The 22,368-nt window shown below is 64.9% G+C and carries 18 protein-coding genes and 1 tRNA gene; 17 read left to right on the forward strand and 2 right to left on the reverse strand.

Features of this window, described 5'->3' with window-relative positions; all coding sequences use genetic code 11:
* The first annotated feature begins 59 nt into the window (after window positions 1-59).
* The 4 genes from AC1AYX_RS03050 (at window position 60) to mfd (ending at window position 8,608) form a co-directional block, all read left to right on the forward strand.
* A complete protein-coding gene (locus AC1AYX_RS03050) occupies window positions 60-3,398 on the forward strand; it encodes a UPF0182 family membrane protein (RefSeq protein ID WP_476502125.1) in 3,339 nt (1,112 codons plus the stop codon).
* A 317-nt stretch (window positions 3,399-3,715) separates the two neighbouring features.
* On the forward strand, window positions 3,716-4,300 hold the full coding sequence (locus AC1AYX_RS03055; RefSeq protein ID WP_476502126.1) for an N-acetyltransferase family protein: 585 nt from the start codon (window positions 3,716-3,718) through the stop codon (window positions 4,298-4,300).
* 104 nt (window positions 4,301-4,404) lie between these two features.
* Entirely contained in the window at window positions 4,405-5,004 is a 600-nt protein-coding gene (gene pth / locus AC1AYX_RS03060) for an aminoacyl-tRNA hydrolase (RefSeq protein ID WP_476502127.1), read from the forward strand.
* Complete coding sequence (gene mfd / locus AC1AYX_RS03065; protein WP_476502128.1) at window positions 4,994-8,608, forward strand: transcription-repair coupling factor; 3,615 nt, start codon at window positions 4,994-4,996, stop codon at window positions 8,606-8,608. Before pth ends, mfd begins: the two co-directional genes overlap by 11 nt.
* Before the next feature lie 44 nt (window positions 8,609-8,652).
* On the opposite strand, the gene AC1AYX_RS03070 is transcribed toward mfd, so the two are convergent.
* The gene (locus AC1AYX_RS03070; protein ID WP_476502129.1) at window positions 8,653-9,138 is read right to left on the reverse strand and encodes an N-acetyltransferase family protein; all 486 of its coding nucleotides are present in this window, start codon (window positions 9,136-9,138) and stop codon (window positions 8,653-8,655) included.
* Between the two features lie 206 nt (window positions 9,139-9,344).
* On the opposite strand from AC1AYX_RS03070, the gene eno reads away from it, so the two are divergent.
* From eno to AC1AYX_RS03095, 5 genes are all read left to right on the forward strand, one after another.
* Entirely contained in the window at window positions 9,345-10,643 is a 1,299-nt protein-coding gene (eno, locus tag AC1AYX_RS03075) for a phosphopyruvate hydratase (protein ID WP_034526353.1), read from the forward strand.
* A gap of 110 nt (window positions 10,644-10,753) precedes the next feature.
* Window positions 10,754-11,326 (forward strand): FtsB family cell division protein, encoded by a 573-nt coding sequence (locus tag AC1AYX_RS03080; RefSeq protein ID WP_476502130.1) that lies wholly within the window; start codon window positions 10,754-10,756, stop codon window positions 11,324-11,326.
* Window positions 11,323-11,883 (forward strand): DUF501 domain-containing protein, encoded by a 561-nt coding sequence (locus AC1AYX_RS03085; RefSeq protein ID WP_476502131.1) that lies wholly within the window; start codon window positions 11,323-11,325, stop codon window positions 11,881-11,883. Before AC1AYX_RS03080 ends, AC1AYX_RS03085 begins: the two co-directional genes overlap by 4 nt.
* Before the next feature lie 95 nt (window positions 11,884-11,978).
* Window positions 11,979-12,977 (forward strand): Ppx/GppA phosphatase family protein, encoded by a 999-nt coding sequence (locus tag AC1AYX_RS03090; protein ID WP_476502204.1) that lies wholly within the window; start codon window positions 11,979-11,981, stop codon window positions 12,975-12,977.
* Between the two features lie 113 nt (window positions 12,978-13,090).
* Window positions 13,091-13,170 (forward strand) — tRNA-Leu (locus AC1AYX_RS03095).
* A 237-nt stretch (window positions 13,171-13,407) separates the two neighbouring features.
* On the opposite strand, the gene AC1AYX_RS03100 is transcribed toward AC1AYX_RS03095, so the two are convergent.
* Entirely contained in the window at window positions 13,408-14,223 is an 816-nt protein-coding gene (locus AC1AYX_RS03100) for an HAD family hydrolase (RefSeq protein ID WP_476502132.1), read from the reverse strand.
* Between the two features lie 199 nt (window positions 14,224-14,422).
* On the opposite strand from AC1AYX_RS03100, the gene AC1AYX_RS03105 reads away from it, so the two are divergent.
* The 8 genes from AC1AYX_RS03105 to AC1AYX_RS03140 all read left to right on the forward strand — a co-directional run bounded on the left by AC1AYX_RS03105 (window position 14,423) and on the right by AC1AYX_RS03140 (window position 21,995).
* Window positions 14,423-15,121 carry a GntR family transcriptional regulator gene (locus tag AC1AYX_RS03105; protein WP_476502133.1) on the forward strand — a complete coding sequence of 233 codons (699 nt, stop codon included), beginning with the start codon at window positions 14,423-14,425 and terminating at the stop codon, window positions 15,119-15,121.
* Between the two features lie 251 nt (window positions 15,122-15,372).
* Window positions 15,373-16,734, forward strand: a complete 1,362-nt coding sequence (locus AC1AYX_RS03110) for a PTS sugar transporter subunit IIC (RefSeq protein WP_476502134.1) — start codon at window positions 15,373-15,375, stop codon at window positions 16,732-16,734.
* A 168-nt stretch (window positions 16,735-16,902) separates the two neighbouring features.
* Window positions 16,903-17,202 (forward strand): PTS sugar transporter subunit IIB, encoded by a 300-nt coding sequence (locus AC1AYX_RS03115; protein ID WP_100494382.1) that lies wholly within the window; start codon window positions 16,903-16,905, stop codon window positions 17,200-17,202.
* Window positions 17,203-17,257: 55 nt separating this feature from the next.
* Window positions 17,258-17,584, forward strand: a complete 327-nt coding sequence (locus AC1AYX_RS03120) for a PTS sugar transporter subunit IIA (RefSeq protein ID WP_033889656.1) — start codon at window positions 17,258-17,260, stop codon at window positions 17,582-17,584.
* A gap of 32 nt (window positions 17,585-17,616) precedes the next feature.
* The gene (locus tag AC1AYX_RS03125) at window positions 17,617-19,053 is read left to right on the forward strand and encodes a 6-phospho-beta-glucosidase (protein ID WP_476502135.1); all 1,437 of its coding nucleotides are present in this window, start codon (window positions 17,617-17,619) and stop codon (window positions 19,051-19,053) included.
* 60 nt (window positions 19,054-19,113) lie between these two features.
* The gene (locus tag AC1AYX_RS03130) at window positions 19,114-19,374 is read left to right on the forward strand and encodes an HPr family phosphocarrier protein (protein ID WP_100513134.1); all 261 of its coding nucleotides are present in this window, start codon (window positions 19,114-19,116) and stop codon (window positions 19,372-19,374) included.
* Complete coding sequence (gene ptsP, locus AC1AYX_RS03135; protein WP_476502136.1) at window positions 19,374-20,999, forward strand: phosphoenolpyruvate--protein phosphotransferase; 1,626 nt, start codon at window positions 19,374-19,376, stop codon at window positions 20,997-20,999. Before AC1AYX_RS03130 ends, ptsP begins: the two co-directional genes overlap by 1 nt.
* 48 nt (window positions 21,000-21,047) lie before the next feature.
* On the forward strand, window positions 21,048-21,995 hold the full coding sequence (locus tag AC1AYX_RS03140) for an ROK family glucokinase (RefSeq protein ID WP_476502137.1): 948 nt from the start codon (window positions 21,048-21,050) through the stop codon (window positions 21,993-21,995).
* The last annotated feature ends 373 nt before the right edge of the window (window positions 21,996-22,368 follow it).

Genomic DNA, 22,368 nt, shown 5'->3' on the forward strand with positions numbered 1-22,368 from the left:
CTCGGCTCCCGGCGAACGGACGCGAATTGACATTCCCCACCTGTTTGTAGGCTGGGAACATGTCATTCGCAGATATATTCGGTATGTTCGACCCCGATTTCGACCCGCGCGGCGATCGCGGGCGGTCCGGTCGGAACGGATCGCGGGTGCGGGCGGAACGCTCCGACGACGATCCGATCATCATCGACGTCGAGACGGACGGCGACGACGCAAGGCCGTCGGGCGCGGGAGCGGGCGCCGGTGCCGCCGGCTCCGGAGCGCGACACGGCGGGGGAGCGGGACGACCCCCGTTCGGCCCCGGATTCCCGCGCATCACGCGCAGACCCTCGCGTCCGGGCAAAGGCCCGCATGGCGGCCCGGACCGCGGCACGAAGATCCTCATCGGCGTGGTCGCGGCGCTCGCCATCCTCGTCGGCCTGTTCTTCGGCCTCGCCCGGTTCCTCACCGACCTCATGTGGTACGGGCAGCTCGGCTTCCAATCCGTCGTCTGGACGCAGCTCGGCGTGAAGGTCGGCCTGTGGGTCGCGTACGCGCTGCTCATGGGACTCGTCGGATTCCTGTCCGCATGGCTGGCGATCCGCGCCCGTCCCGACGCGGCCGACGGCTCGCGCGTACGCGTCAACGGCGACGTGGTCGAGGTGAAACAGACCGTCAGCTCGAAGACCGCGCGACGCGTCGCCGCCGTCATCTCCGTGATCGTGGGCGCCGTGTTCGGCGCGCAGTTCAACGCGAACTGGGCCGACGTGCTGCTCATGTTCCACGCGCAGAGCTTCGGCGTCGAGGACCCGCAGTTCGGTCTCGACAACGGCTTCTACGTGTTCGTGCTGCCCGGCCTGAGGCTCGTCATGTCCGCCGTGTCGATGCTGCTGCTCGTCGGCATCGTCTTCTCCGTCGCCACGCACGTGATGATGGGCGGCATCCGCCTGACCATGCCGGTGAACGGCCGTGGCCTGTTCGCCATCACGAAGCGGGCCCGTCGCCAGATCGCCGTGTGGCTCATGCTCAACATGTTCGCGCTCGCCGCGTCCACCGCGCTCGGCGTGTTCGCACACCTGACCCAGCAGGGTTCGCGCATCACCGGCGCCACGTACACCACCGTCAACGCGACCATCCCGGTCACGTTCATCATGGCCGCGCTCATCGCGATTCTCGGCGTCGTGCTCGGCGTGTGGCTCATGCGCTCGCACGCGCTGGAGGGCGCGCAGCCGCTCGGCGTGCGCGCCTCCGCCGCCTTGAAGGCGTGGCGCACCCCGATCGTCGCCATCGCCGTCGTGGTCGTCGTCTCCATGGTCCTGACCATCGTGTGGCCGGCGGTGCTGCAGCGCTTCCGCGTCAACCCGAACGCGCAGGAGATGGAATCCACGTACATCCAGCGCAACATCGACGCCACGCGCGCCGCCTACGGCCTCGACAAGCTCAAGACCGAGAACTACAAGGCCACGACGAAGGGCGAATCCGGCGCGTTGAGCTCGGAGGGCGAGACCACGGCGCAGATCCGACTGCTCGACCCGCAGGTGGTCTCCCCGACGTTCAAGCAGCTCCAGCAGTCCAAGCAGTACTACACGTTCGCCGACACGCTCGCCGTCGACAAGTACGAAATCGACGGCAAGAGCCAGGACACGGTGATTGCTGCCCGCGAGCTCGACCTCGCCGGCAACGACAACCGCAACTGGGTGAACGACCACACCGTGTACACGCACGGCTACGGCGTCGTCGCCGCCTACGGCAACAAGGTGACCGCCGACGGCCAGCCCGAGTTCTTCGAATCCGGCATCCCCACGCAGGGCAAGCTCACCGAATCCGAGAAGTACGAGCCGCGCATCTATTTCTCGCCGAACATGGGCGAATACTCGATCGTCGGCGCGCCGGAGGGCACCGCCGCATGGGAGTTCGACTATCCGACCGGGTCGAAGGGCGCGACCAACACGTTCAAGGGGAACGGCGGCCCGTCCGTCGGCAACCTGTTCGCGCGTCTCCTGTACGCGATCCGCTTCGGCTCCGACCAGATCCTCTTCTCCGACCGCGTGACCTCCGCCTCGCAGATCCTCTACGACCGGTCGCCGCGCGAGCGCGTCGCCAAGGTCGCCCCGTATCTGACGCTCGACGGGCGCGTCTACCCGGCGGTGGTCGACGGCCGCGTCAAGTGGATCGTCGACGGCTACACCACGTCCGACGCCTACCCGTACTCGCAGATGACCGACCTCGGGTCGGCGACCAAGGACTCCACCACCGTCTCGTCGTCCACCGTGACCGGACTCGGCACGCAGCAGGCGAACTACATCCGCAACTCGGTGAAGGCCACCGTCGACGCGTATGACGGTTCCGTCGACCTGTACGTGTGGGACAAGTCCGATCCGGTCATCAAGGCGTGGGAGCAGATCTTCCCCGGCCAGTACCACCAGCTGGGCGAGATCAGCGGCGACCTGATGAGCCACATGCGCTATCCGGAGAACCTGTTCAAGGTGCAGCGCGAACTGCTCGCCAAGTACCACGTGACCTCCGCCAGCCAGTACTATTCGGGCGAGGACTTCTGGCAGACGCCGGTCGACCCGACCGAATCGCAGCAGGCGCAGGACCAGGACATCCTCCAGCCGCCCTACTATCTGACCCTCCAGACCGGCGGCACCAAGGAGCCGGTGTTCTCGCTGACCTCCTCGTACATCCCCGCCGGCACGTCGACGCGCGAGATCCTCACCGGATTCCTCTCCGTCGACTCGGACGCGGGCTCGACGAAGGGCGAGATCGGGCCGAACTACGGCACCCTCAGATTGCAGGAGCTGCCGAAGGATTCGAACGTGCCCGGCCCCGGACAGGCGCAGAACAACTTCAACGCCGACGCCGACGTGTCCAAGGAGCTGAACCTCCTGCAGTCCGGCTCCACGAACGTGGTGCGCGGCAACCTGCTGACCCTGCCGTTGGGCGGCGGCCTCGTCTACGTGCAGCCCGTGTACGTGAAGTCCTCGGGCGCCACGTCGTTCCCGCTGCTCAAGAAGGTGCTCGTCGCGTTCGGCGACCAGGTCGGGTTCGCCGACACGCTCGACGAGGCGCTCGACCAGGTGTTCGGCGGCGACTCCGGCGCGTCCGCCGGCGACGCGGCGAACGTCGCGGGCGGTTCGGGCGGTTCCGGCTCGGCGGGTTCGTCCGGTTCGTCGGGTGACACGTCGAAGGGCGGTTCCGGTTCAGGTGACGGTAAGGATTCCGGTTCGTCGTCGGGTTCGTCGGGTTCGTCGGGTTCGTCCGCCGCGCGCAGCCCTGAGCTCAAGCAGGCGCTCGACGACGCCGCCCAGGCGATGAAGGACAGCCAGGACGCCATGAGGAACGGCGACTGGACCGCCTATGGCGAAGCCCAGAAGGCCCTCGAGGACGCGTTGAACAAGGCCATCGAACTGGAACAGTAGTTTCGGGAGCGAGGGCATCGGAAACCCCGTAGCCGACGCCTCCAATACATCCCCAGGCCACCGCATAGCACAAGAAATCCCGGGAATCGTTGCGATTCTCCGGGATTTCCTGCATTGACCCATCGTCAGTGCGACTTTTCCCGGACGACAGTGGCGATTTCCGGGATTGTTAGTGCTGAGTCCTTCCCGGCGCAAGGATTCCCGGGAAAGGGCTGTATCTTCCGGGATATGTTGTGCTGAGATGCCGTCAGCGCAAGGATTCCCGGGCGATGGGGACGTTCTCCGGGATTTCTTGCGCCGGGTGCTAGGCTGTCGGCATGTCCTATCTGTTCCGGGCCGCGACCGCATCCGATCTCCAGGCCATCACCGACATCTACAACGCGTCCGTCGTCGAAGGCGGCGCCACCGCCGACCTCGCGCCCCGCACCCTCGACCAACGCCGCGCATGGGTGGAATCGCACCAGCCGCCCTACGGGGTGTTCGTCGTCGAGGCGACGGACGACGGTGACGATGCCTCCCGTGGTGACGAAGAGGTCGCACGCGACGGCGTGGAGACCGTTCAGGGGGATCGCGACGGCGCTCGTCCCCGCAAGGTCGTCGCCTTCGGCGCGCTGTCCGTGTTCTACGACCGCGCCGGCTACGACGGCGTCACCGACCTCGCCTACTACATCGCGCCGCAGTGGCGGCATCGCGGCATCGGCACGTTCCTGCTCGACCACCTGCTCGACGAGGCGAGGGCCCGCCGCATGCGCAAGGCCATCGGCATCATCTTCGCCGACAACGCCGGATCGACCGCCCTGATGCGCCGCTTCGGCTTCACTCGGTTCGGTCTCCTCCCCGCCGCCGCCACCGACGCGACCGGCGTCATGCACGACATGTCCTACTGGTACCTCGACCTGTGACCGGGGCGCCGGCGCCGGCACCTGCGCGTCCGCGCCCTTGACTGAGGCGGTGGGTACAATCTGTTCGGTCGAAAACGAGTAAGGCGCAGTAAGGAGCAACGCATATGGCATCGGATTTCTGGCTGATCGCGGGACTGGGCAACCCGGGCAAGAAGTATGAGGACACGCGGCACAACATGGGCTTCATGACCGCCGACGTGCTCGCGGAACGCTGGTCGGTCGCCTTCTCCGACCACAAGGGGCTCGCCATGCTCGGCAAGGGCGCGATGCACCTCGACGGCCGCGCCGTCAAGTTCTTCCTCGCCAAGCCGCTCACCTACATGAACGAGTCCGGCAACGCGGTCGCCTCGATCTGCTCCTACTACCAGATCCAGCCCGACCACGTCATTGTCATCCACGACGACATGGACCTCGACTTCGGCCGCATCAAGGTCAAGGCCGGCGGCTCCGCCGGCGGCCACAACGGCATCAAATCCATCGACAAGTCGCTGGGCACGCCGAAGTACGCGCGCGTGCGCATGGGCGTCGGCCATGCCCGCCGCGGCGCCAACGCGCACGACAACACCATCAACTGGGTGCTCGGCGGCTTCGGCCCCGACCAGCGCAAGCAGCTGCCCGAATTCCTCATGGACGGCGCGGACGCCGCCGAGGACATCATCTTCAAGGGACTCGCCAAGACCCAGGAGAAGTTCAATGGCCGCTGACGCCAAGGAGACGCCCGCGTCCGTCACGTCCGAACTCGGCCTCGTCGACGGCTCGCTCGCCGGGCTGCTCGAACGGCTCGCGGACGGCGATCCCGCGTTCCGCAAGGTCGCGTCCGGCGACATCGAACCGCCGGAGGGCGTCGACGACGCGATCGTCGTCGGCCTGCCCGAAGGCATGCGCCCGGCGCTCGCCGCCGCCATCGCACAGGGTGTGGGCGGCACAGACGGCACAACAGGCAAGGCCGGCAAGCCGGTCGTGCTCGTCGTCGCCTCCGGGCGCGAGGCCGAGGAGACCGTCGGCGCGCTACGCTCCTGGTATGACGGGAATCCGGACGACATCGCCCAATTGGAGGCATGGGAGACGCTGCCGCACGAGCGGCTCAGCCCCCGCGCCGACACGGTCGCCAGCCGCATGGCCGTGTTCCGTCGCCTGAAGCATCCGAGCGACGCCGATCCGATGTTCGGCCGCATCCGCATCCTCGTCATGCCGGTGCGCTCGCTCATCCAGCCGATCGTCGCCGGCCTCGCCGACGTCGAACCGCTCGTGTTCACGCGGGGCGAGGACCTGCCGCTCGACGAGGCGGCGGACCGTCTCGTCGAGAACGCGTACACGCGCGTCGAGCTCGTCATGGACCGCGGCGAGTTCGCGGTGCGCGGCGGCATCCTCGACGTGTTCCCGCCTACCGCGCCCCACCCGGTGCGCATCGAGTTCTTTGGCGACGAGATCGACGGCATCAGGGAATTCCACGCCTCCGACCAGCGCACCTACGGCGACGGCCTTACGACCATCTGGGCGACGCCATGCCGCGAGCTGCAGCTCACCGACCGGGTGCGCGCCCGCGCGAAATCGCTGATCGGCTCCATCCCGAACGCCGACGACATGCTCGAATCCATCGCGAACGCCGTCCCCGTCGAAGGCATGGAATCGCTGATGCCTGCGCTCATCGACGACATGGAGCCGGTCGCCGGCCTGCTGCCCGGGAACGCCGTCATCCTGCTGAGCGACCCGGAGAAGCTGCGCCGCTCCGCCGAGGACCTCGCCAAGACGGCGAACGAGTTCCTCGCCGCCAGCTGGCACGTCGCCGCGTCCGGCCACGGCGCCGGCGCGCCCATCACCTTCGACCAGGCGAGCTTCATCGACTATGACGAGGCGATATCCGCGCTCGAGAACTCGAAGCACGACGTGATCCGCCTCACCAGCTTCACCGTCGACGGTTCGCGCCCGGGACGCGTGCAGGTCGACGCGACGAATCCGGGGGAGTACCGCGGCGACGAGTCGAAGGCCGCCGCCGGCATCGAAGGCCTCATCGACGCCGGATTCGACGTCGCCATCACCGCGGCGGCCAAGGGCACGCTCGCACGACTCAAGCGCGCCGTCAACGCGACCGGCATCACGCGGTTCGACGCGATCCGCTCGCAGGCCGTCGACGGCTTCGTCGACAGGCAGGCGAAGACCGCCCTGCTCACCGAACGCGACCTGACCGGCCGCACCTCGGCGATGGCGCAGGCGAAGACCCCGAAGCGCCGCCGCAAGGCCATTGATCTCATGGAGCTCAAGGCCGGCGACTACGTGGTGCACGAGCAGCACGGCATCGGCCGGTTCGTCGAGATGCGCCAGCGCACCATCGGCACCGGCGCGAACCGCACCACGCGCGAATACCTCGTCATCGAATACGCGCCGAGCAAGCGGGGCGCCCCGCCGGACAAGCTGTTCATCCCCACCGACCAGCTCGACCAGGTGAGCAAGTACATCGGCGCCGAAGCGCCCAAGCTCAACAAGCTGGGCGGATCCGACTGGGCGGCCACCAAGGCGAAGGCGCGCAAGCACGTCAAGGAGATCGCCGACGACCTGGTGAAGCTGTATTCGGCCCGCCAGCGCACGCCCGGCTTCGCGTTCAGCCCGGACACCCCGTGGCAGAAGGAGCTGGAGGACGCGTTCCCCTACCAGGAGACCGCCGACCAGCTCACCACCATCGACGAGGTCAAGCACGACATGGAGCAGCCCCGCCCGATGGACCGCCTCATCTGCGGCGACGTGGGCTTCGGCAAGACCGAGATCGCGGTGCGCGCCGCGTTCAAGGCCATCCAGGACGGCAAGCAGGTGGCCGTGCTCGTGCCCACCACGCTGCTCGTCCAGCAGCACTACGAGACGTTCACCGAACGCTACGAGGGCTTCCCGGTCAACGTGGCGGCGATGAGCCGCTTCCAGAAACCCAAGGAGATCAAGGAGACCATCGAGGGGCTGGCGGCCGGCACCGTGGACGTGGTCATCGGCACGCACAAGCTGCTCAACCCGAAGATCAGGTTCAAGGACCTGGGCCTCGTCATTATCGACGAAGAACAGCGTTTCGGCGTCGAACACAAGGAGACGCTCAAGGCCTTGCGCACCAACGTGGACGTCCTGTCCCTCTCCGCGACGCCGATCCCGCGCACGCTGGAGATGGCCGTCACCGGCATCCGCGAGATGTCGACGCTCGCCACCCCGCCGGAGGACCGTCTGCCGGTGCTCACCTACGTGGGCGCCTACGAGGACGCGCAGGTCACGGCCGCGGTGCGCCGCGAGCTGTTGCGCGGCGGACAGGTGTTCTACGTGCACAACCGCGTGGAGGACATCGCGCACATCGCCGACAGGATCCACACGCTCGTGCCGGAGGCGAAGGTCGGCGTCGCGCACGGCAAGATGGGCGAGAAGCAGCTCGACCAGATCATCCGCGACTTCTGGCACCGCGACATCGACGTGCTCGTGTGCACGACGATCATCGAGACGGGCCTCGATATCTCGAACGCGAACACGCTGATCGTCGACCATGCGGACCGTTTCGGCCTCTCGCAGCTCCACCAGCTGCGCGGACGCGTCGGCCGCGGCCGAGAACGCGCGTACGCGTACTTCCTGTACGATCCGTCCAAGCCGATGACCCAGCAGTCGCACGACAGGCTCGCGACGATCGCGCAGAACACGGCGTTGGGCTCCGGCTTCGACGTGGCGATGAAGGACCTGGAGCTCAGGGGCACCGGCAACCTGCTCGGCGACCAGCAGTCCGGCCACATCGAGGGCGTCGGCTTCGACCTGTACGTGCGCATGGTCTCCGAGGCCGTCGAGAAGTACAAGGAGCCGGACAAGGCCGCCGAACCGGCGAACGTGTCGATCGACCTGCCGGTCGAGGCGTCGATCCCGGTGGACTACATCGACTCGGACAAGCTGCGCCTCGAGGCGTACCGCAAGCTCGCCGCCGCCCGCGACGAGAACGACCTCAAGGACCTCGCCGAGGAGCTCGCCGACCGCTACGGCCCGCTGCCGGAGGAGTTCGAGATGCTGTTCGGCGTGGCGCGCCTCAAGTTCAGGGCCAGGAAGCTTGGCATCTCCGAGATCCTCGCCCAGTCGAACCGTCTGCGCGTCGGCCGCGTCGACCCGCCCGAGTCGATGCTCATGCGCATGTCGCGCATCTACAAGGGGTTCCAGTACCGGCCGGTCACGCACCAGATGATCATCCCCACGCCGTTCGGCGGCTCCCTCGGCAAGGGGCCGATGCCCGGCGAGCAGGTGATGGACTGGGTGTCCGACCTGCTCAACGACCTGGCCTACGTGCCGGGCAAACGCCGGTAGCCGAGCGGCGGGGGAGCGGGGCGGGGCGCGGACCCTGCAAGGCCCTACAGGATCGTCTCCATGCCGATCTTGTAGGGCTTGAGGCCCATTCGCTCGTAGAACGCCTGCGCGCCAGGATTGCACGACCACACGTTGAGCGTCACGTTGTAGCAGCCGGCGCCGCGGGCGAAATCGAGCACGTGCCGGTAGACGGCGGTACCCACGTGCCGCCCGCGCGCCGCCTCGTCGACGCAGATGTCGTCGATGTAGAGCGTCGTCACGTCGGTGAGCACGTGGTTGCCCGGATGCCGCTCGAACACGCAGAACGCGTAGCCGTAGAGCGTCGCGTCGTCCGCGTCCGAGAACGCGCCGAAGACCGGGCGTTCGTCGTCGGCGAGGATTCCCGCGAGTTCGTCGTCGGTGTATTTCGTCGCGTCCGCCTTGAACAGGTCGGGGCGGCCGGCGTGATGGACGTCCGCCACCTGCCGCAGCAGGCGGTGGAGTTCGGGGATGTCGCGCTTCTCGGCGCGGCGGATGTGCATGTCGTTCATGCGGGCCCAGTCTAGTCGGCGGATGTGGTGCCTGTCCGGACCGTGGAACGTCGACGGGAGTCGAACGGGGCGTGAAACAACGTTGAAATATCGGTGAACAGTGGGATGTGAACGCTCACAACACGCAATGCGCAACCCTTGCGCGTAGTCCATCAATCACACTATTCTTGACGATGTCATCACAACCTAACGTTAAAGGAGTAGTTGTGGCAGCAATTGAAAGCGTCTACGCGCGTCAGATTCTCGATTCCCGCGGCAACCCGACCGTCCAGGTCGTTCTGGACACCGAGGACGGCGCCCGCGGTCTGGGTCTGGTCCCGTCCGGTGCCTCCACCGGTGAGGCCGAGGCCTGGGAGCGTCGCGACGGCGACAAGTCCGTCTACGGCGGCAAGGGCGTTCTGAACGCGGTCAAGGCCGTCAACGAGGAGATCGCTCCGAAGGTCATCGGCATGGATGCCTCCGACCAGCGCGCCCTCGACGACCTGATGATCGAGCTCGACGGCACCCCGAACAAGGGCCGTCTGGGCGCCAACGCCATCCTCGGCGTCTCCCTGGCCGCCCTGTACGCCGCCGCCGAGTCCGCCGACGAGCCACTGTACCGCTACATCGGCGGCACCAACGGCCACATCCTGCCGGTGCCGAACATGAACATCATGAACGGCGGCGCCCACGCGGACTTCGCCACCGACATCCAGGAGTACATGATCTCCCCGTACGGCTTCGACACCTACTCCGAGGCCCTCCAGGCCGGCGTCGAGGTCTACCACACCCTGAAGAACGTCCTCAAGAAGGAAGGCCTGAACACGGGCCTCGGCGACGAGGGCGGCTTCGCTCCGAAGATGAAGTCCAACAAGGACTCCCTCAACTACATCATGGACGCCATCTCCGCCGCCGGCTACGAGCCGGGCAAGCAGATCGGCATCTCCCTCGACGTCGCCTCCTCCGAGTTCTACAACAAGGAGACCGGCAAGTACCACTTCGAGGGCGACGAGCGCGACTCCCAGTACATGCTCGACTTCTACGAGCAGCTCATCGAGGAGTACCCGATCGTCTCCATCGAGGATCCGTTCAACGAGGAGGGCTGGGAAGACTGGACCGCCATCACCAAGCTGCTCGGCGACCGCCTGCAGTTCGTCGGTGACGACCTGCTCGTGACCAACCCGGCTCGCCTGGCCAAGGCCATCGAGCTCGGCGCCGCCAACTCCCTGCTGGTCAAGCTGAACCAGATCGGCACCGTGACCGAGACCCTCGACGCCATCGAGCTGGCCACCGCCAACGGCTACACCTCCATGGTCTCCCACCGTTCCGGCGAGACCCCGGACACCACCATCTCCGACCTGGCCGTCGCCAAGAACACCCGCCAGATCAAGACCGGTGCCCCGGCCCGTGGCGAGCGCGTCGCCAAGTACAACCGCCTGCTCGAGATCGAGGAGGAGCTCGGCTCCACCGCGAAGTACGCCGGCTACAGCGCCTTCAAGGCCTGCAAGAAGTACATCAACAAGTGAGTTGATGCCGCTTCGCCGGCGTGCTGAGGCGTCGCCCCATACGGGGCGGCCATAGCGCAGCAACGAATGCCCGTCGCGTTCCGTCGAACGCGACGGGTATTTTGTTGCCCATGACCACACGGAACCGGACACCACGCGCGGGGGACGCCAAGTCCGCCGCGAAGGCGAAGAAGAACCGCCGTTCCGGCAACTCCGGCCCGATCGCCTTCTTCGTCTCCCTGTTCATCATCGCGGTCGGCACCATCCAGCTCGTCTCCACGTTCAACACATACGCGGCCGACCTCGCCCACCTGAACAGTCTCAAGCGCGAGGAGGCGGCGCTCGTCGCCCAGAAGCAGGAGCTGGAGAACGACATCTCCCGCTGGAACGACAAGAACTACGTTGCCGCGCAGGCGCGCGAACGTCTCGGCTTCGTCTTCCCCGGCGAGACCGCGGTGCGCGTGCAGAACCCGCAGGCGGTGACCGGCGACGGCAGCGGCGGCGGGACGAAGACCGACGCCGAGACGGACACGTCGAAGCAACTGCCTTGGTACAGTGAGCTCTCGTACGCGTTCAAGAAGGCCGACGAACCGGTGTCCAAGAACTCCACGGGCACGCAGGGGAAGGACGGGACGCAGAAGAACCGGCAGGATTCCGGCTCCGCCTCGACGGACACGACCACGACCAAGAAGGACCAACAGTGACCACCACCATCGACCCGACCGCACTGGCCGACCAGATCCTCGACCATCCGGCCAACGAAGCCGACATCGCCATCGTCGAGCACCAGCTCGGACGCTACCCGCGCGGCATGGCCGCCGTCGGCGCGCGTTGCGTGTGCGGCCGCCCGCTCGCCGTCGTCACCCGTCCGCTGCTGCCCGGCGGCGTGCCGTTCCCCACCACCTGCTATCTCACCAGCCCGGAGGCCGTCAAGGCCGCCTCGCATGTGGAGGCCGACGGCGTGATGCAGGAGTACAGCCGTCTCGTCGCCGAGGACGAGGACGTGAAGGCCGCCTACGCGCGCGCCCACGAGCTGTATCTCGCGTTCCGCCACGAGATCGCCGTCAAGCTCGGCGACACCGAGGAGCATATCGAAGGCACGTCGGCCGGCGGCATGCCCGTGCGCGTCAAGTGCCTGCACGCGCTGATCGCGCAGTCGCTCGTCATGGGCCGCGGCGCCAACCCGATCGGCGACATGGTGCTCGACCGCGTGAAGGACGAGTTCGACCCGGCCGTGTGCCGGTGCAGCGTGCTGGACTGACAAGGCGGACTACCCCTCAGTCCGCTTCGCGGACAGCTCCCCTGGCAAGGGGAGCCCAAGGAGACAGGCGCTCAATGCCAAGGAAAGGAACCATCATGGGCAAGGCGGTGACCGTCGCGGGAATCGACTGCGGCACCAATTCCATCCGACTGAAGATCGCGCGCGTCGACGAGCACGGCATGACCGAGATCGTGCCGCGCCAGCTGCGCGTCATCCGGCTCGGCCAGGACGTCGACAAGACGCACCGGTTCGCCGACGAGGCGCTGGAACGCGCCTACGCGGCGGCGCGCGAGTTCGCCGGCATCCTCGCCGAGCATCCGGTCGACGGCATCCGCTTCGTCGCCACCTCCGCCACGCGCGACGCCGGGAACCGCGAGGAGTTCGAGGACGGCATCGAGTCGATCCTCGGCGTGCGCCCCGAGGTCATCCCGGGCACGGAGGAGGCCGACCTGAGCTTTCTCGGCGCCACGTCGGTCGTCGACCGCGGCGACCTCAAACCGCCCTATCTGGTCGTCGACCTGGGCGGCGGCTCCACCGAACTCGTCATCGGCGGCGACGGCGAGACCGCGCCCGCCACGCAGGTGCAGGCCGCGTATTCGATGAACATCGGATCGGTGCGCATGACCGAACGGCATCTCAAGACCGATCCGCCCACCGAGGAGGAGATCGCCGAGGCCGTCGAGGACATCGACGCGCATATCGACGAGGCGTTCCGTACCGTGCCCGCCGGCAAGGCGCGCACCATCATCGGCGTGTCCGGCACCGTGACCACGATGACCGCGCTCGCCATCGGACTGAAGGAATACGACCACTCCATCGTCGACGGCCACCGCCTGTCCATCGCCGACGCGACAAGCATCGACGACCTGTTCCTCAGGATGACGCGCGAACAGCGCCGCGCCTACAAGACGATCCATCCCGGACGCATCGACGTGGTGGGCGGCGGCGCCGTCGTCTGGAACCGCGTGCTCGCCAAGGTGAGCGAGGCCGCGCGGCTCGACCACGGCGAGGCCATCGACTCGTACGTGGCGAGCGAGCACGGGCTGCTCGACGGCATCGTCCTCGACTACGGACGGCGCCTGCTCGCTGCGTGACGTCCCTCGACGCGATCCACATGGCGTTCCCGCGTGACACGGCTATGCGCCGCGACCCGACGCACGGGCGCGCCGCATAGTACAATGACACGGTCGGTTCCCGCCGACCACAGGCTCCCGTGGCGAAATCGGTAGACGCAGTCGACTTAAAATCGATCGCTTCGGCTTGCGGGTTCGAGTCCCGCCGGGGGCACTTCATCACCCGGCCTCACGAAATATCGTGGGCCGGGTTTTGTATTTCCGACGATAGGCGATGTTGCGATTGCGTTGGAATCATGCGGCTGTTGGGTGGCGGCCCGGGAGCGGCACGGGACACGGCGCAGGAAGCGAAGACGGAGCGCATGGCTCGGGGCCGTGTTCCCACGCCGATGAAGGAGAGTGTGTCGAACAGCCCCGTCTGGAGCATTCTCTTCTGAGGCGGGGTGGCATGTTAACGGAGCAGCCGGTGCAGTACCGCCGCGAGACCGTTGTTGTCGACGTTTGGCGCAATCATGTCGGCGACTGATTTGACGGCTTCGGTGCCGTTGCCCATCGCCACGCCGATGCCGGCAGTCTGTATCATCTCAAGGTCGTTGTCGCTGTCGCCGATGGCGATCGTGTCGGACAGTGGAACTCCGAGCCGTTGAGAGACTTTCATGAGCGCCGTGCCCTTGTCTACTCCGGGGATAAGGATCTCGCCGTTGTCGTCGCTGGAAGCGTTGATTGATCCGTGGATAATGGTCGCGTAGTCAGCGAGCTCGCGACGCACGTCTTCCACGGTAAGACTGCCGTTCTCGGGGACGTAGAACGTTCCTTTGCGGACTGGAGGCAGAGGGGCGGAATGGTCGGTGATGGTGTGCCAGGAGTCGCGCATCTGCGGATGCCGCAGCAGTTTTCGCCAGATGCCGAGCCGGTGCAGGTAGCGTTCGGTGGCGTGCATGCCGTCGGGGCAGTGCCAGGCATACGGCATGGCGTGCGCGGTGAAGAACGAGGTCGCCATGCGGACGGATTCAGCGGGCATGCGCTCGTCGATGATGGTCTCACCGTCGAGCTCGGCGCATGCGCCGCCGTCGGATACGATGCCGTCGAACCCAAGTTCGAGCACCGGTGGATCGATGTCCAGCGCCGCACGGCCCGAACAGATGAACAGCCGGTGACCGGCCTGCTGCGCTCGGCGGCACTGCTCGCGAGCCGATTCGGGAATGCGGTGGCTGCTGTCCAGCAGTGTGCCGTCGATATCAATAAATACTAGTTTGGATATGCTCATGCGCGTGTTCTCCTATGGAATGCCGACATCAGCGTCTGAACTGTAGATGGTGTTTCCTAAGAATAATTCATTCGAATGAATCATGCAATTGTGGGTGATGGTGTGTCTGTAATTCGAATGAATATGAGTCATGCGATAATATGGATTATGTGTGCTGCGGCGATGTGGCGCGGCTGAATGATGTGATTTTGGAGGGTGTATGAAATACCGTGAACTGGCGAAGATTCTCAAGGTGGAGATCGACAAGGGCAAATACCACGACGCGGGAAAGCTGCCCACCGAGCCCGAGCTCATGGAGCGGTTCGGCGCGACCCGGTACTGCGTGCGTAACGCCATTGCCATGTTGGTCGAGCTTGGCGATGTGTATCCGGTGCAGGGCAGCGGCATGTTCGTCCGGGAGAACAGGCGTGAGGGTTGCCTCAACATCAACGGCACGAGAGGCATGACTTCGGAGTTTCCCGGCCATTCCGTGTCCTCCAAGCTGATCAAGCTGGAGCAGCGCGAGGCGGGCGCGGATTCCGCGCGCCTCAAGTGCGCCGTCGACGCCAAAGTCTATAGCGTCTCGCGCCTGCGTCTGTTGGATGACGAACCGTTCGCCATCGAGTACGCCCTGTATCTCAAGGAGTTCGTGCCGTATCTCAGCGAGGAGATCGCCAGTGGCTCCATTTACGCGTACATTCGCGAGGACCTGGGGCTGAGTACGGGATTTGCAGACAAGCTGATATACGCGCGAGAGCTGGATCATGGCCGGGCCGACCTTCTTGGCCTGTCGGCTGGGGATCCCGCCCTGGTGGTCGAGGACGACGCCTATCTGGCCAGCGGCCGCATGTTCAACGCCGGCACGGTCTACTACCACTATAAGAAGGCCACGTTTTTTAATTTCGCCGACCTGAAGTAGTCCCTTATATGCGTGAGGCGGCGTCGCCGGTGGGGGAGGCGCCGCTTCGCGGTATTCCCTCGGGGAGGCGACACGCCGTATCCAAAAATCATTCGAATGAATTTGACACAGCCGAATGAAACTTGTATATTGTAGTCAAGTCATTCGGATTACGCCTATTCATCCGAATGACTTGATACTGAACAAGAGGAATCGGACCGGCGACAAGGACACCGGCCCGGGGACGTCAACCAGTCCAAAGGAGGACGAGAATGAAGGAGTTCGGCAACAAACTGCTCAACGGCTTCATGAAATTCGCGACGACCAAAGCGGTCATCGCTCTGAAGGACGGCTTCGTGCTCACGATGCCGGCCACCCTGGTGGGATCGCTGTTCCTGCTGCTCGCGAACCTGCCGTTCGAGGGCTACACGGACTTCATGAACAACCTGCTGACCGACAAGTGGAACATCGGCCTGAGCCAGGTGTCCGCTGGAACGTTCAATATCCTGGCCGTCATCATCGCGGTCGGCATCGGCTACGCCTACGCGCGCAACGAGAAGGAAGATGGTATCTCCTCCGGTCTGCTAGCCCTGGTCGCCTTCTTCATCCTCTCGCCGTCCTCGGTGAGCATCGACCACAGCACCGTCGACGCGATCAAGGAGGGCACCACCGCCTCCGTGTCCGGCGCAATCTCCACCTCATGGACCGGCGGCAACGGCGTGATCACCGCCATCATCGTCGGCCTGCTGTCCGGCCTGGTGTTCGTCAAGTGCATGAAGCACAACCTCAAGATCAAACTGCCCGACTCCGTGCCCGAAGGCGTGTCCAACGCGTTCTCCGCCATGATCCCCGGCTTCTTCGTGGTGCTCGGCTCCGCCGTCATCTACCACCTGTGCCAGCTGTTCGGCGGCGTGAGCTTCACCGAACTCATCTTCAAGATCCTGCAGACCCCGATGCAGAACCTCACCGACAACTGGGCCGGCGCGATCATCATCACCCTGCTCATCTCCATCCTCTTCTGGTGCGGCATCCACGGCCCGAACGTCGTCATGGGCATCATGGCCCCGCTGCTGACCGCCAACTCCGTGGCCAACCAGGCCCTCATGGATGCCGGCAAGGCCGTGACCACCGCCGACGGCGGCCACATCCTCACCCCGCAGATCGTCGACTGCTTCGTCAAGTTCGGCGGCACCGGCATCACCCTCGGCCTGCTCATCGCCGGCCTGATCGTGGCCAAGTCCAGCCAGATGAAGGAAATGTCGAAGCTGTCCGTCGTGCCCGGCCTGTTCAACATCAACGAGCCGGTCATCTTCGGCCTGCCGATCGTGTTCAACCCGTTCTTCCTGATTCCGTTCATCGTCGTCCCGCTGATCGCCATGATCATCACCTACGGCGCGATGTACATCGGCTTCCTGCCCCCGTTCGGTGCCGTCCAGGTGCCGTGGACCACCCCGGTGATCATCTCCGGCTTCCTGCTGGGCGGCTGGAAGGCAGCGCTCATCCAGCTCATCATCCTCGTGATCTCCGTGGTCGTCTACCTGCCGTTCGTCAAGAAGCAGGACCAGGCATGGGTCGCCGAACAGGCCGCCAACGACGCCGACATCGAGACGGCCGCCGCCGCGGCCAAGGCCTGAGACGCCGCATCGAACGGCCCGACTCTTCCGATCGGCAATGGTCGGATGACATGGGAGCCCGGTACGAGCAACCACCCTTGCCGGGCCCCCTCCTTAATCAACACTCAATACACCCATAACAACCAACCGCCCCACGATCGGTATGGGGCCCACTGAAAGGAAAACACCATGAAGATCGTACTGTGCTGCAACGCCGGAATGTCCACCAGCATGCTGGTCAAGAAGATGCGCGCCGCCGCCGAGGCCAAGGGCATCGAGGCCGAAATCGACGCCTACCCGATCTCCGAGGTCGAGGAGAAGGCCGCGAACGCCGACGCCGTGCTGCTCGGACCGCAGGTACGCTACGAGCTCGACCACGTCAAGAAGCTGCTGCCCGGCAAGCCGGTCGAGGCCATCAACCCGCAGGACTACGGCATGGTGCGCGGCGACAAGGTGCTCGAACACGCCATCGCCATCGCCTCCAAGTAACCGACACCAAACAGACAGACAACACAACCAAACGAACGAACCAAGGGTGGTAACAATGGCAGAAGACAACAAGGACTTCGACTGGGAGACCCTCTGCTTCCAGATGATTACGGCCGCGGGGAGCGCCAAATCCGACTACATCGAGGCGTTGCAGGCGGCCAAGGCCGGCAAATACGACAAGGCCGACGAGCTCATCAAGAGCGGCGACCAGAGCTTCGCGACCGGCCACGACCTGCACACCAACCTCGTGCAGCGCGAGGCGTCCGGCGAGAAGATCGAGGTCAGCCTGCTCATGACGCACGTCGAGGACCAGATGATGGCCGCGGAGACCGTCAAACTGCTAGTCAACGAGCTCATCGCGCTGTACAAGAAGATCAACTGACCCACAGGACCTATCAGGAAAAGGAACACAACATGGGTTTCCCAAGCAACTTTCTGTGGGGCGGCGCAGTGGCCGCCCACCAGCTCGAAGGTGCGTGGAACGAAGACGGCAAGGGCGTATCCATCGCCGACGTGATGACCGCGGGCGCGCACGGCGTGCCCCGGCAGATCACCGATAGCGTCGAGACCGGCAAGATCTACCCGAACCACTGGGGCAACGACTACTACCACCGCTTCCGCGGCGACGACTCGCTGTTCCAGGAGATGGGCTTCAAATGCTTCCGCACCTCCATCGCCTGGTCGCGCATCTTCCCTAACGGCGAGGAGGACGAGCCCAACGAGGCGGGTCTGAGGTTCTACGACGACCTGTTCGACGACCTCAAGGCCAAGGGCATGGAACCGGTCGTGACGCTCTCGCACTTCGAGATGCCGTTGAACCTGAGCCTCAAATACGGAGGGTTCACCGACCGCAGGCTCATCGACCTGTTCGTCAAGTTCGCGCTCACCGTCATGGAACGCTACAAGACCAAGGTGAAGTACTGGCTGACCTTCAACGAGGTCAACAACCAGATGAACCTCGACAACCCGATCTTCGCCTACACCGACTCCGGTATCCGGTTCTCCGAGACGGACACGATCCACGAGCGCAAGCGCAAGGTCTGGCAGGCCGTGCACAACGAGTTCGTCGCCAGCGCCCTGGTCGTCAAGCGCGGCCATGAGATCAACCCCGACTTCCAGATCGGATGCATGCTGGCCATCGTGCCGATCTACCCGGCCACCTGCAACCCCGACGACGTGATGCGCGCCGAAGTCGCCATGCGCGACCGGCTCGTGTTCGGCGACGTGTACGTCAACGGCGAATACCCGAACTACGCGAGGAACATGTGGGCCCGCGAGGACATCGCCCCTCACATGGAGCCGGGAGACGAGACGGTCATCGCCGAAGGCACGGTCGACTTCATCTCCATCAGCTATTACATGTCGATGGCCCTGTCCGCCGACGACTCCACCCCCGGCGACTTCGACTCCGGCATCGCCGGCGTGGTGCGCAACACGTATATCCCCGCCACCAAATGGGGCTGGCAGATCGACCCCGTCGGCCTGCGCTACGCGCTGAGCGTCCTGTACGAACGCTACCGCAAGCCGATCTTCATCGTGGAGAACGGCTACGGCGCATACGACACCGTCAACCCGGATGGCACCATCGACGACGACGACCGCATCGACTACCTGCGCGCCCACATCGAACAGGTCGGCAAGGCCATCGACCTCGACGGCGTGGAGGTCATGGGCTACACCGTGTGGGGCTGCATCGACGTGGTCAGCTTCGGCACCGGCGAATTCAAGAAACGCTACGGGCTGATCTACGTCGACGCCGACGACGAAGGACACGGCACCTTCGAACGCCGCCGCAAGAAATCCTTCGGCTGGTACCAGAAGGTCATCGCCACCAACGGCGAACAGCTGTAAACCACAGCACGTATACAAGGCGCTTCAAGCGCAACACATCAAACGCATAAAGGAATCATCATGTCTCAGGAATTCACGTTCACCGTATCCGACCCCGAGGGCATGCACGCCCGCCCCGCAGGCCTGCTGGTCGCCAAGGCCCAGGAATACCAGTCGAGCATCATCGTCACCCGCGACGGAAAATCCGTGGACGCCAAACGCATCTTCGGCGTCATGGGACTCGGCGTCAAGCAGGGCGACGAGGTCACCGTCAAGGTGCAGGGCAACGACGAGGTCAAGGCCGCCGCCGAATTCGAGCAGTTCCTCAAGGAGAACCTGTGATGAGAACGATACAAGGCGTTGGAGTCTCCGCCGGCATCGCCATCGGCGCGATCCGCGTGCTCGACACCGCCGACCACGCCGTGGAACGCCGCGTGGTCGACGACCCGAAGGCCGAGGTGGAACGCTTCCGTGCGGCCCGTGATACGGCCGTCAACCAGCTCAAGCAGCTCCGTGACAAGACAGCCGCCGAGTTCGGCGAAGGCAAGGCCGAACTGTTCGACACCCACCAGCTCATGCTCCAGGACCCGGACTACGTGGAAAGCATCGAGGACCTGATCACATCGAGCAAGGTGAACGCCGAGTTCGCGGTCAACAGCACCGCCGAACAGTTCGCCGCCATGTTCGCAGCAATGGACAACTCCTACATGCAGGCGCGCGCCGCCGACGTCAAGGACGTCTCCCGCCGCGTGATCAACGTACTCGAAGGCAAACGCGGCGGCGGAGCGCAGGACGGCGACGGCGACAGTCACATCATCCTCGCCGAGGACCTGGCCCCCAGCGAAACCGTGCAGCTCGACCGCGCCAAGGTGCTGGGCTTCGTGACCGCCAAGGGTTCCGCGAACTCGCACACCGCGATCCTGGCCCGCACGATGGGCCTGCCCGCCATCATCGGCATCGGCGACGCCTTCGACCCGGACGACGACGGCCACACCGCCGTGATCGACGGCACCAGCGGCTTGGCGTTCGTCGACCCGGACGAGGCCACGCTGGCCGAATACCAAGGCAAGAAGGCCAAGTACGAGGAACACCTGCGCCTGCTGCAGGAGCTCAAGGGCAAGCCCACCGAGACCAAGTCCGGCCAGCAGGTGCGCCTGTACGCCAACATCGGCCGCCCCTCGGACGTGACCGCCGTACTGGCCAACGACGCCGAGGGTATCGGCCTGTTCCGCAGCGAGTTCCTGTACCTGGAGAGCGAGGACTACCCGACCGAGGAATTCCAGTTCGAAGCCTACAAGGAAGTCGCGCAAAAGATGGGCGACCGTCTGGTCGTCATCCGCACGCTCGACATCGGCGCGGACAAGCAGGTCGGCTACTTCAACCTAGAGCACGAGGACAACCCCGCCCTCGGCTACCGCGCCATCCGCATCTGCCTGACCCGTCCGGAGATCTTCAAGGTGCAATTGCGCGCCCTGCTGCGCGCCTCCGTGTACGGCAACATCGCCATCATGCTGCCCATGATCACCTCGGTCCAGGAGGTGCGCGACGCCAAGAAGATCCTCGACGAGGTCAAGAGCGAGCTGCGCGGCGGGCACATCGACTTCAACGAACACATCCAGGTCGGCATCATGATCGAGACGCCCGCCTCGGTCATCATGGCCGACGAACTGGCCGCCGAAGTCGACTTCTTCTCCATCGGCACCAACGACCTGACCCAGTACACGCTGGCCTGCGACCGGCAGAACCCGAACCTCGGACGCTTCGCCGACCCGCACTCGCCCGCAGTGCTGCGCATGATCCGCATGGCCACCGAGGCCGCCCATCGCCACGGCATCTGGTGTGGCATCTGCGGCGAACTCGGCGCGGACCTGAGCCTGACCGACACGTTCCTTGAAATAGGACTCGACGAACTGTCCGTCTCGCCCACCAGCGTCCTGCCCCTGCGCAACGCCATCCGCAACCACTGAGTGGCGGTTAGCTTTCAACAACTATTTCGACAGCAAGGAAAATCAGCCATGGAAACGCTCGGCATTGATATCGGCGGTACAAAGATCGCCGGAGGCATCTGCGACGAGGAAGGCAACATCCGCTGCCTGCAGCGTGTGCCCACACCGGAGGACGCCGCCGACATCAACGCCGTCGTGGCCGACATCTACCAACAGTGCAAAAAAGAGGGCGACATCAAGGCCATCGGCATTTCGGCCGCCGGCAACGTGGCATCCGACCGACGCACCGTCAGCTTCGCGGCGAACCTGCCGGCATGGAACCAGTACCCGCTCGCCGACGCCATCGAAGATCTGATCGGGAACGGGGTCAAGGTGGTTGTCGAGAACGACGCCAACGCCGCCGGATGGGGTGAATACCGCTTCGGCGCCGGCTGTGACTCCCGGGACATGATCATGATCACCGTGGGCACCGGTGTCGGCGGAGCCATCATCGTCGACGGCCATCTGGCCAGGGGCGCGTTCGGCATGGCCGGCGAGATCGGCCACATGGTCATGGTCCCCGATGGCGAGGCCTGCGGATGCGGCCTGTTCGGCTGCGCGGAGCAATACGCCTCCGGTTCGGCGTTGGAACGGTTCGCATGGTCGGCCGCCAGACGCCAACCCAACCAGTCACAGCACCTGCTCGAAACATGCGAATACGACCGCAGTAAACTTATAGGCCCCATGGTGCGTGACGCCGCCCAACAGGGGGACCCCACCGCCACCGAAGCGTTCGAACGCCTAGGCGACTGGCTCGGCCGGCTCATGGCCAATCTGTCCGCCGTACTGGATCCCGACACCTTCGTCATCGGCGGAGGTGTGGCTGAGGTCGGCAGCATGCTGCTCGGCCCCGCCAGCACCGCATTCAACCGATACCTACAGGCCAGCATGTACCGCCAGCACGCCAACATCCTGGAAGCCAAGGCCGGCGGCAAGGCAGGCATTATCGGAGCTGCCGATCTGGCGAGAGTCGACTAGATGACCAATACTCACGGGAACCGTTTTCGGCCGGTACTCTACGATAAGCGTGGAGTACCGGCCGTCTTCATATCCGCAGCCACGACGGTTGTTGTACTCGTGACCTGTATTGTCGGTGCTTGGCATTCCGCGACGCAAACGACCGCGCAACTGCAGTGCCTGCTGTGAAATATTGTCAGTCGCTTGCGCGACATCCGCCCAAATTTCATTCGAATGAATTTTGACATTCTGATTGCTTTGCGATAGGATGGCGGTATTCATGCGAATGTTTTAATTTCATGCGCATGAAATGCGTGTCATGGTGAGGCGGTGAAGCGTATCCACACATTGGAGTGTTTCAACGACGACGTGTTCGATGACTCGCAATGGAAAA

Source organism: Bifidobacterium sp. LH_419 (genome assembly GCF_056356955.1).

What these genes read in the sequence shown, in the direction of transcription:
- AC1AYX_RS03050 (WP_476502125.1), top strand. Translation starts at nt 60, where the DNA reads ATGTCATTCGCAGATATATTCGGTATGTTCGACCCCGATTTCGACCCG.
- AC1AYX_RS03055 (WP_476502126.1), top strand. Translation starts at nt 3,716, where the DNA reads ATGTCCTATCTGTTCCGGGCCGCGACCGCATCCGATCTCCAGGCCATC.
- pth (WP_476502127.1), top strand. Translation starts at nt 4,405, where the DNA reads ATGGCATCGGATTTCTGGCTGATCGCGGGACTGGGCAACCCGGGCAAG.
- mfd (WP_476502128.1), top strand. Translation starts at nt 4,994, where the DNA reads ATGGCCGCTGACGCCAAGGAGACGCCCGCGTCCGTCACGTCCGAACTC.
- AC1AYX_RS03070 (WP_476502129.1), bottom strand. Translation starts at nt 9,138, where the DNA reads ATGAACGACATGCACATCCGCCGCGCCGAGAAGCGCGACATCCCCGAA.
- AC1AYX_RS03080 (WP_476502130.1), top strand. Translation starts at nt 10,754, where the DNA reads ATGACCACACGGAACCGGACACCACGCGCGGGGGACGCCAAGTCCGCC.
- AC1AYX_RS03090 (WP_476502204.1), top strand. Translation starts at nt 11,979, where the DNA reads ATGGGCAAGGCGGTGACCGTCGCGGGAATCGACTGCGGCACCAATTCC.
- AC1AYX_RS03100 (WP_476502132.1), bottom strand. Translation starts at nt 14,223, where the DNA reads ATGAGCATATCCAAACTAGTATTTATTGATATCGACGGCACACTGCTG.
- AC1AYX_RS03105 (WP_476502133.1), top strand. Translation starts at nt 14,423, where the DNA reads ATGAAATACCGTGAACTGGCGAAGATTCTCAAGGTGGAGATCGACAAG.
- AC1AYX_RS03110 (WP_476502134.1), top strand. Translation starts at nt 15,373, where the DNA reads ATGAAGGAGTTCGGCAACAAACTGCTCAACGGCTTCATGAAATTCGCG.
- AC1AYX_RS03115 (WP_100494382.1), top strand. Translation starts at nt 16,903, where the DNA reads ATGAAGATCGTACTGTGCTGCAACGCCGGAATGTCCACCAGCATGCTG.
- AC1AYX_RS03120 (WP_033889656.1), top strand. Translation starts at nt 17,258, where the DNA reads ATGGCAGAAGACAACAAGGACTTCGACTGGGAGACCCTCTGCTTCCAG.
- AC1AYX_RS03125 (WP_476502135.1), top strand. Translation starts at nt 17,617, where the DNA reads ATGGGTTTCCCAAGCAACTTTCTGTGGGGCGGCGCAGTGGCCGCCCAC.
- AC1AYX_RS03130 (WP_100513134.1), top strand. Translation starts at nt 19,114, where the DNA reads ATGTCTCAGGAATTCACGTTCACCGTATCCGACCCCGAGGGCATGCAC.
- ptsP (WP_476502136.1), top strand. Translation starts at nt 19,374, where the DNA reads ATGAGAACGATACAAGGCGTTGGAGTCTCCGCCGGCATCGCCATCGGC.
- AC1AYX_RS03140 (WP_476502137.1), top strand. Translation starts at nt 21,048, where the DNA reads ATGGAAACGCTCGGCATTGATATCGGCGGTACAAAGATCGCCGGAGGC.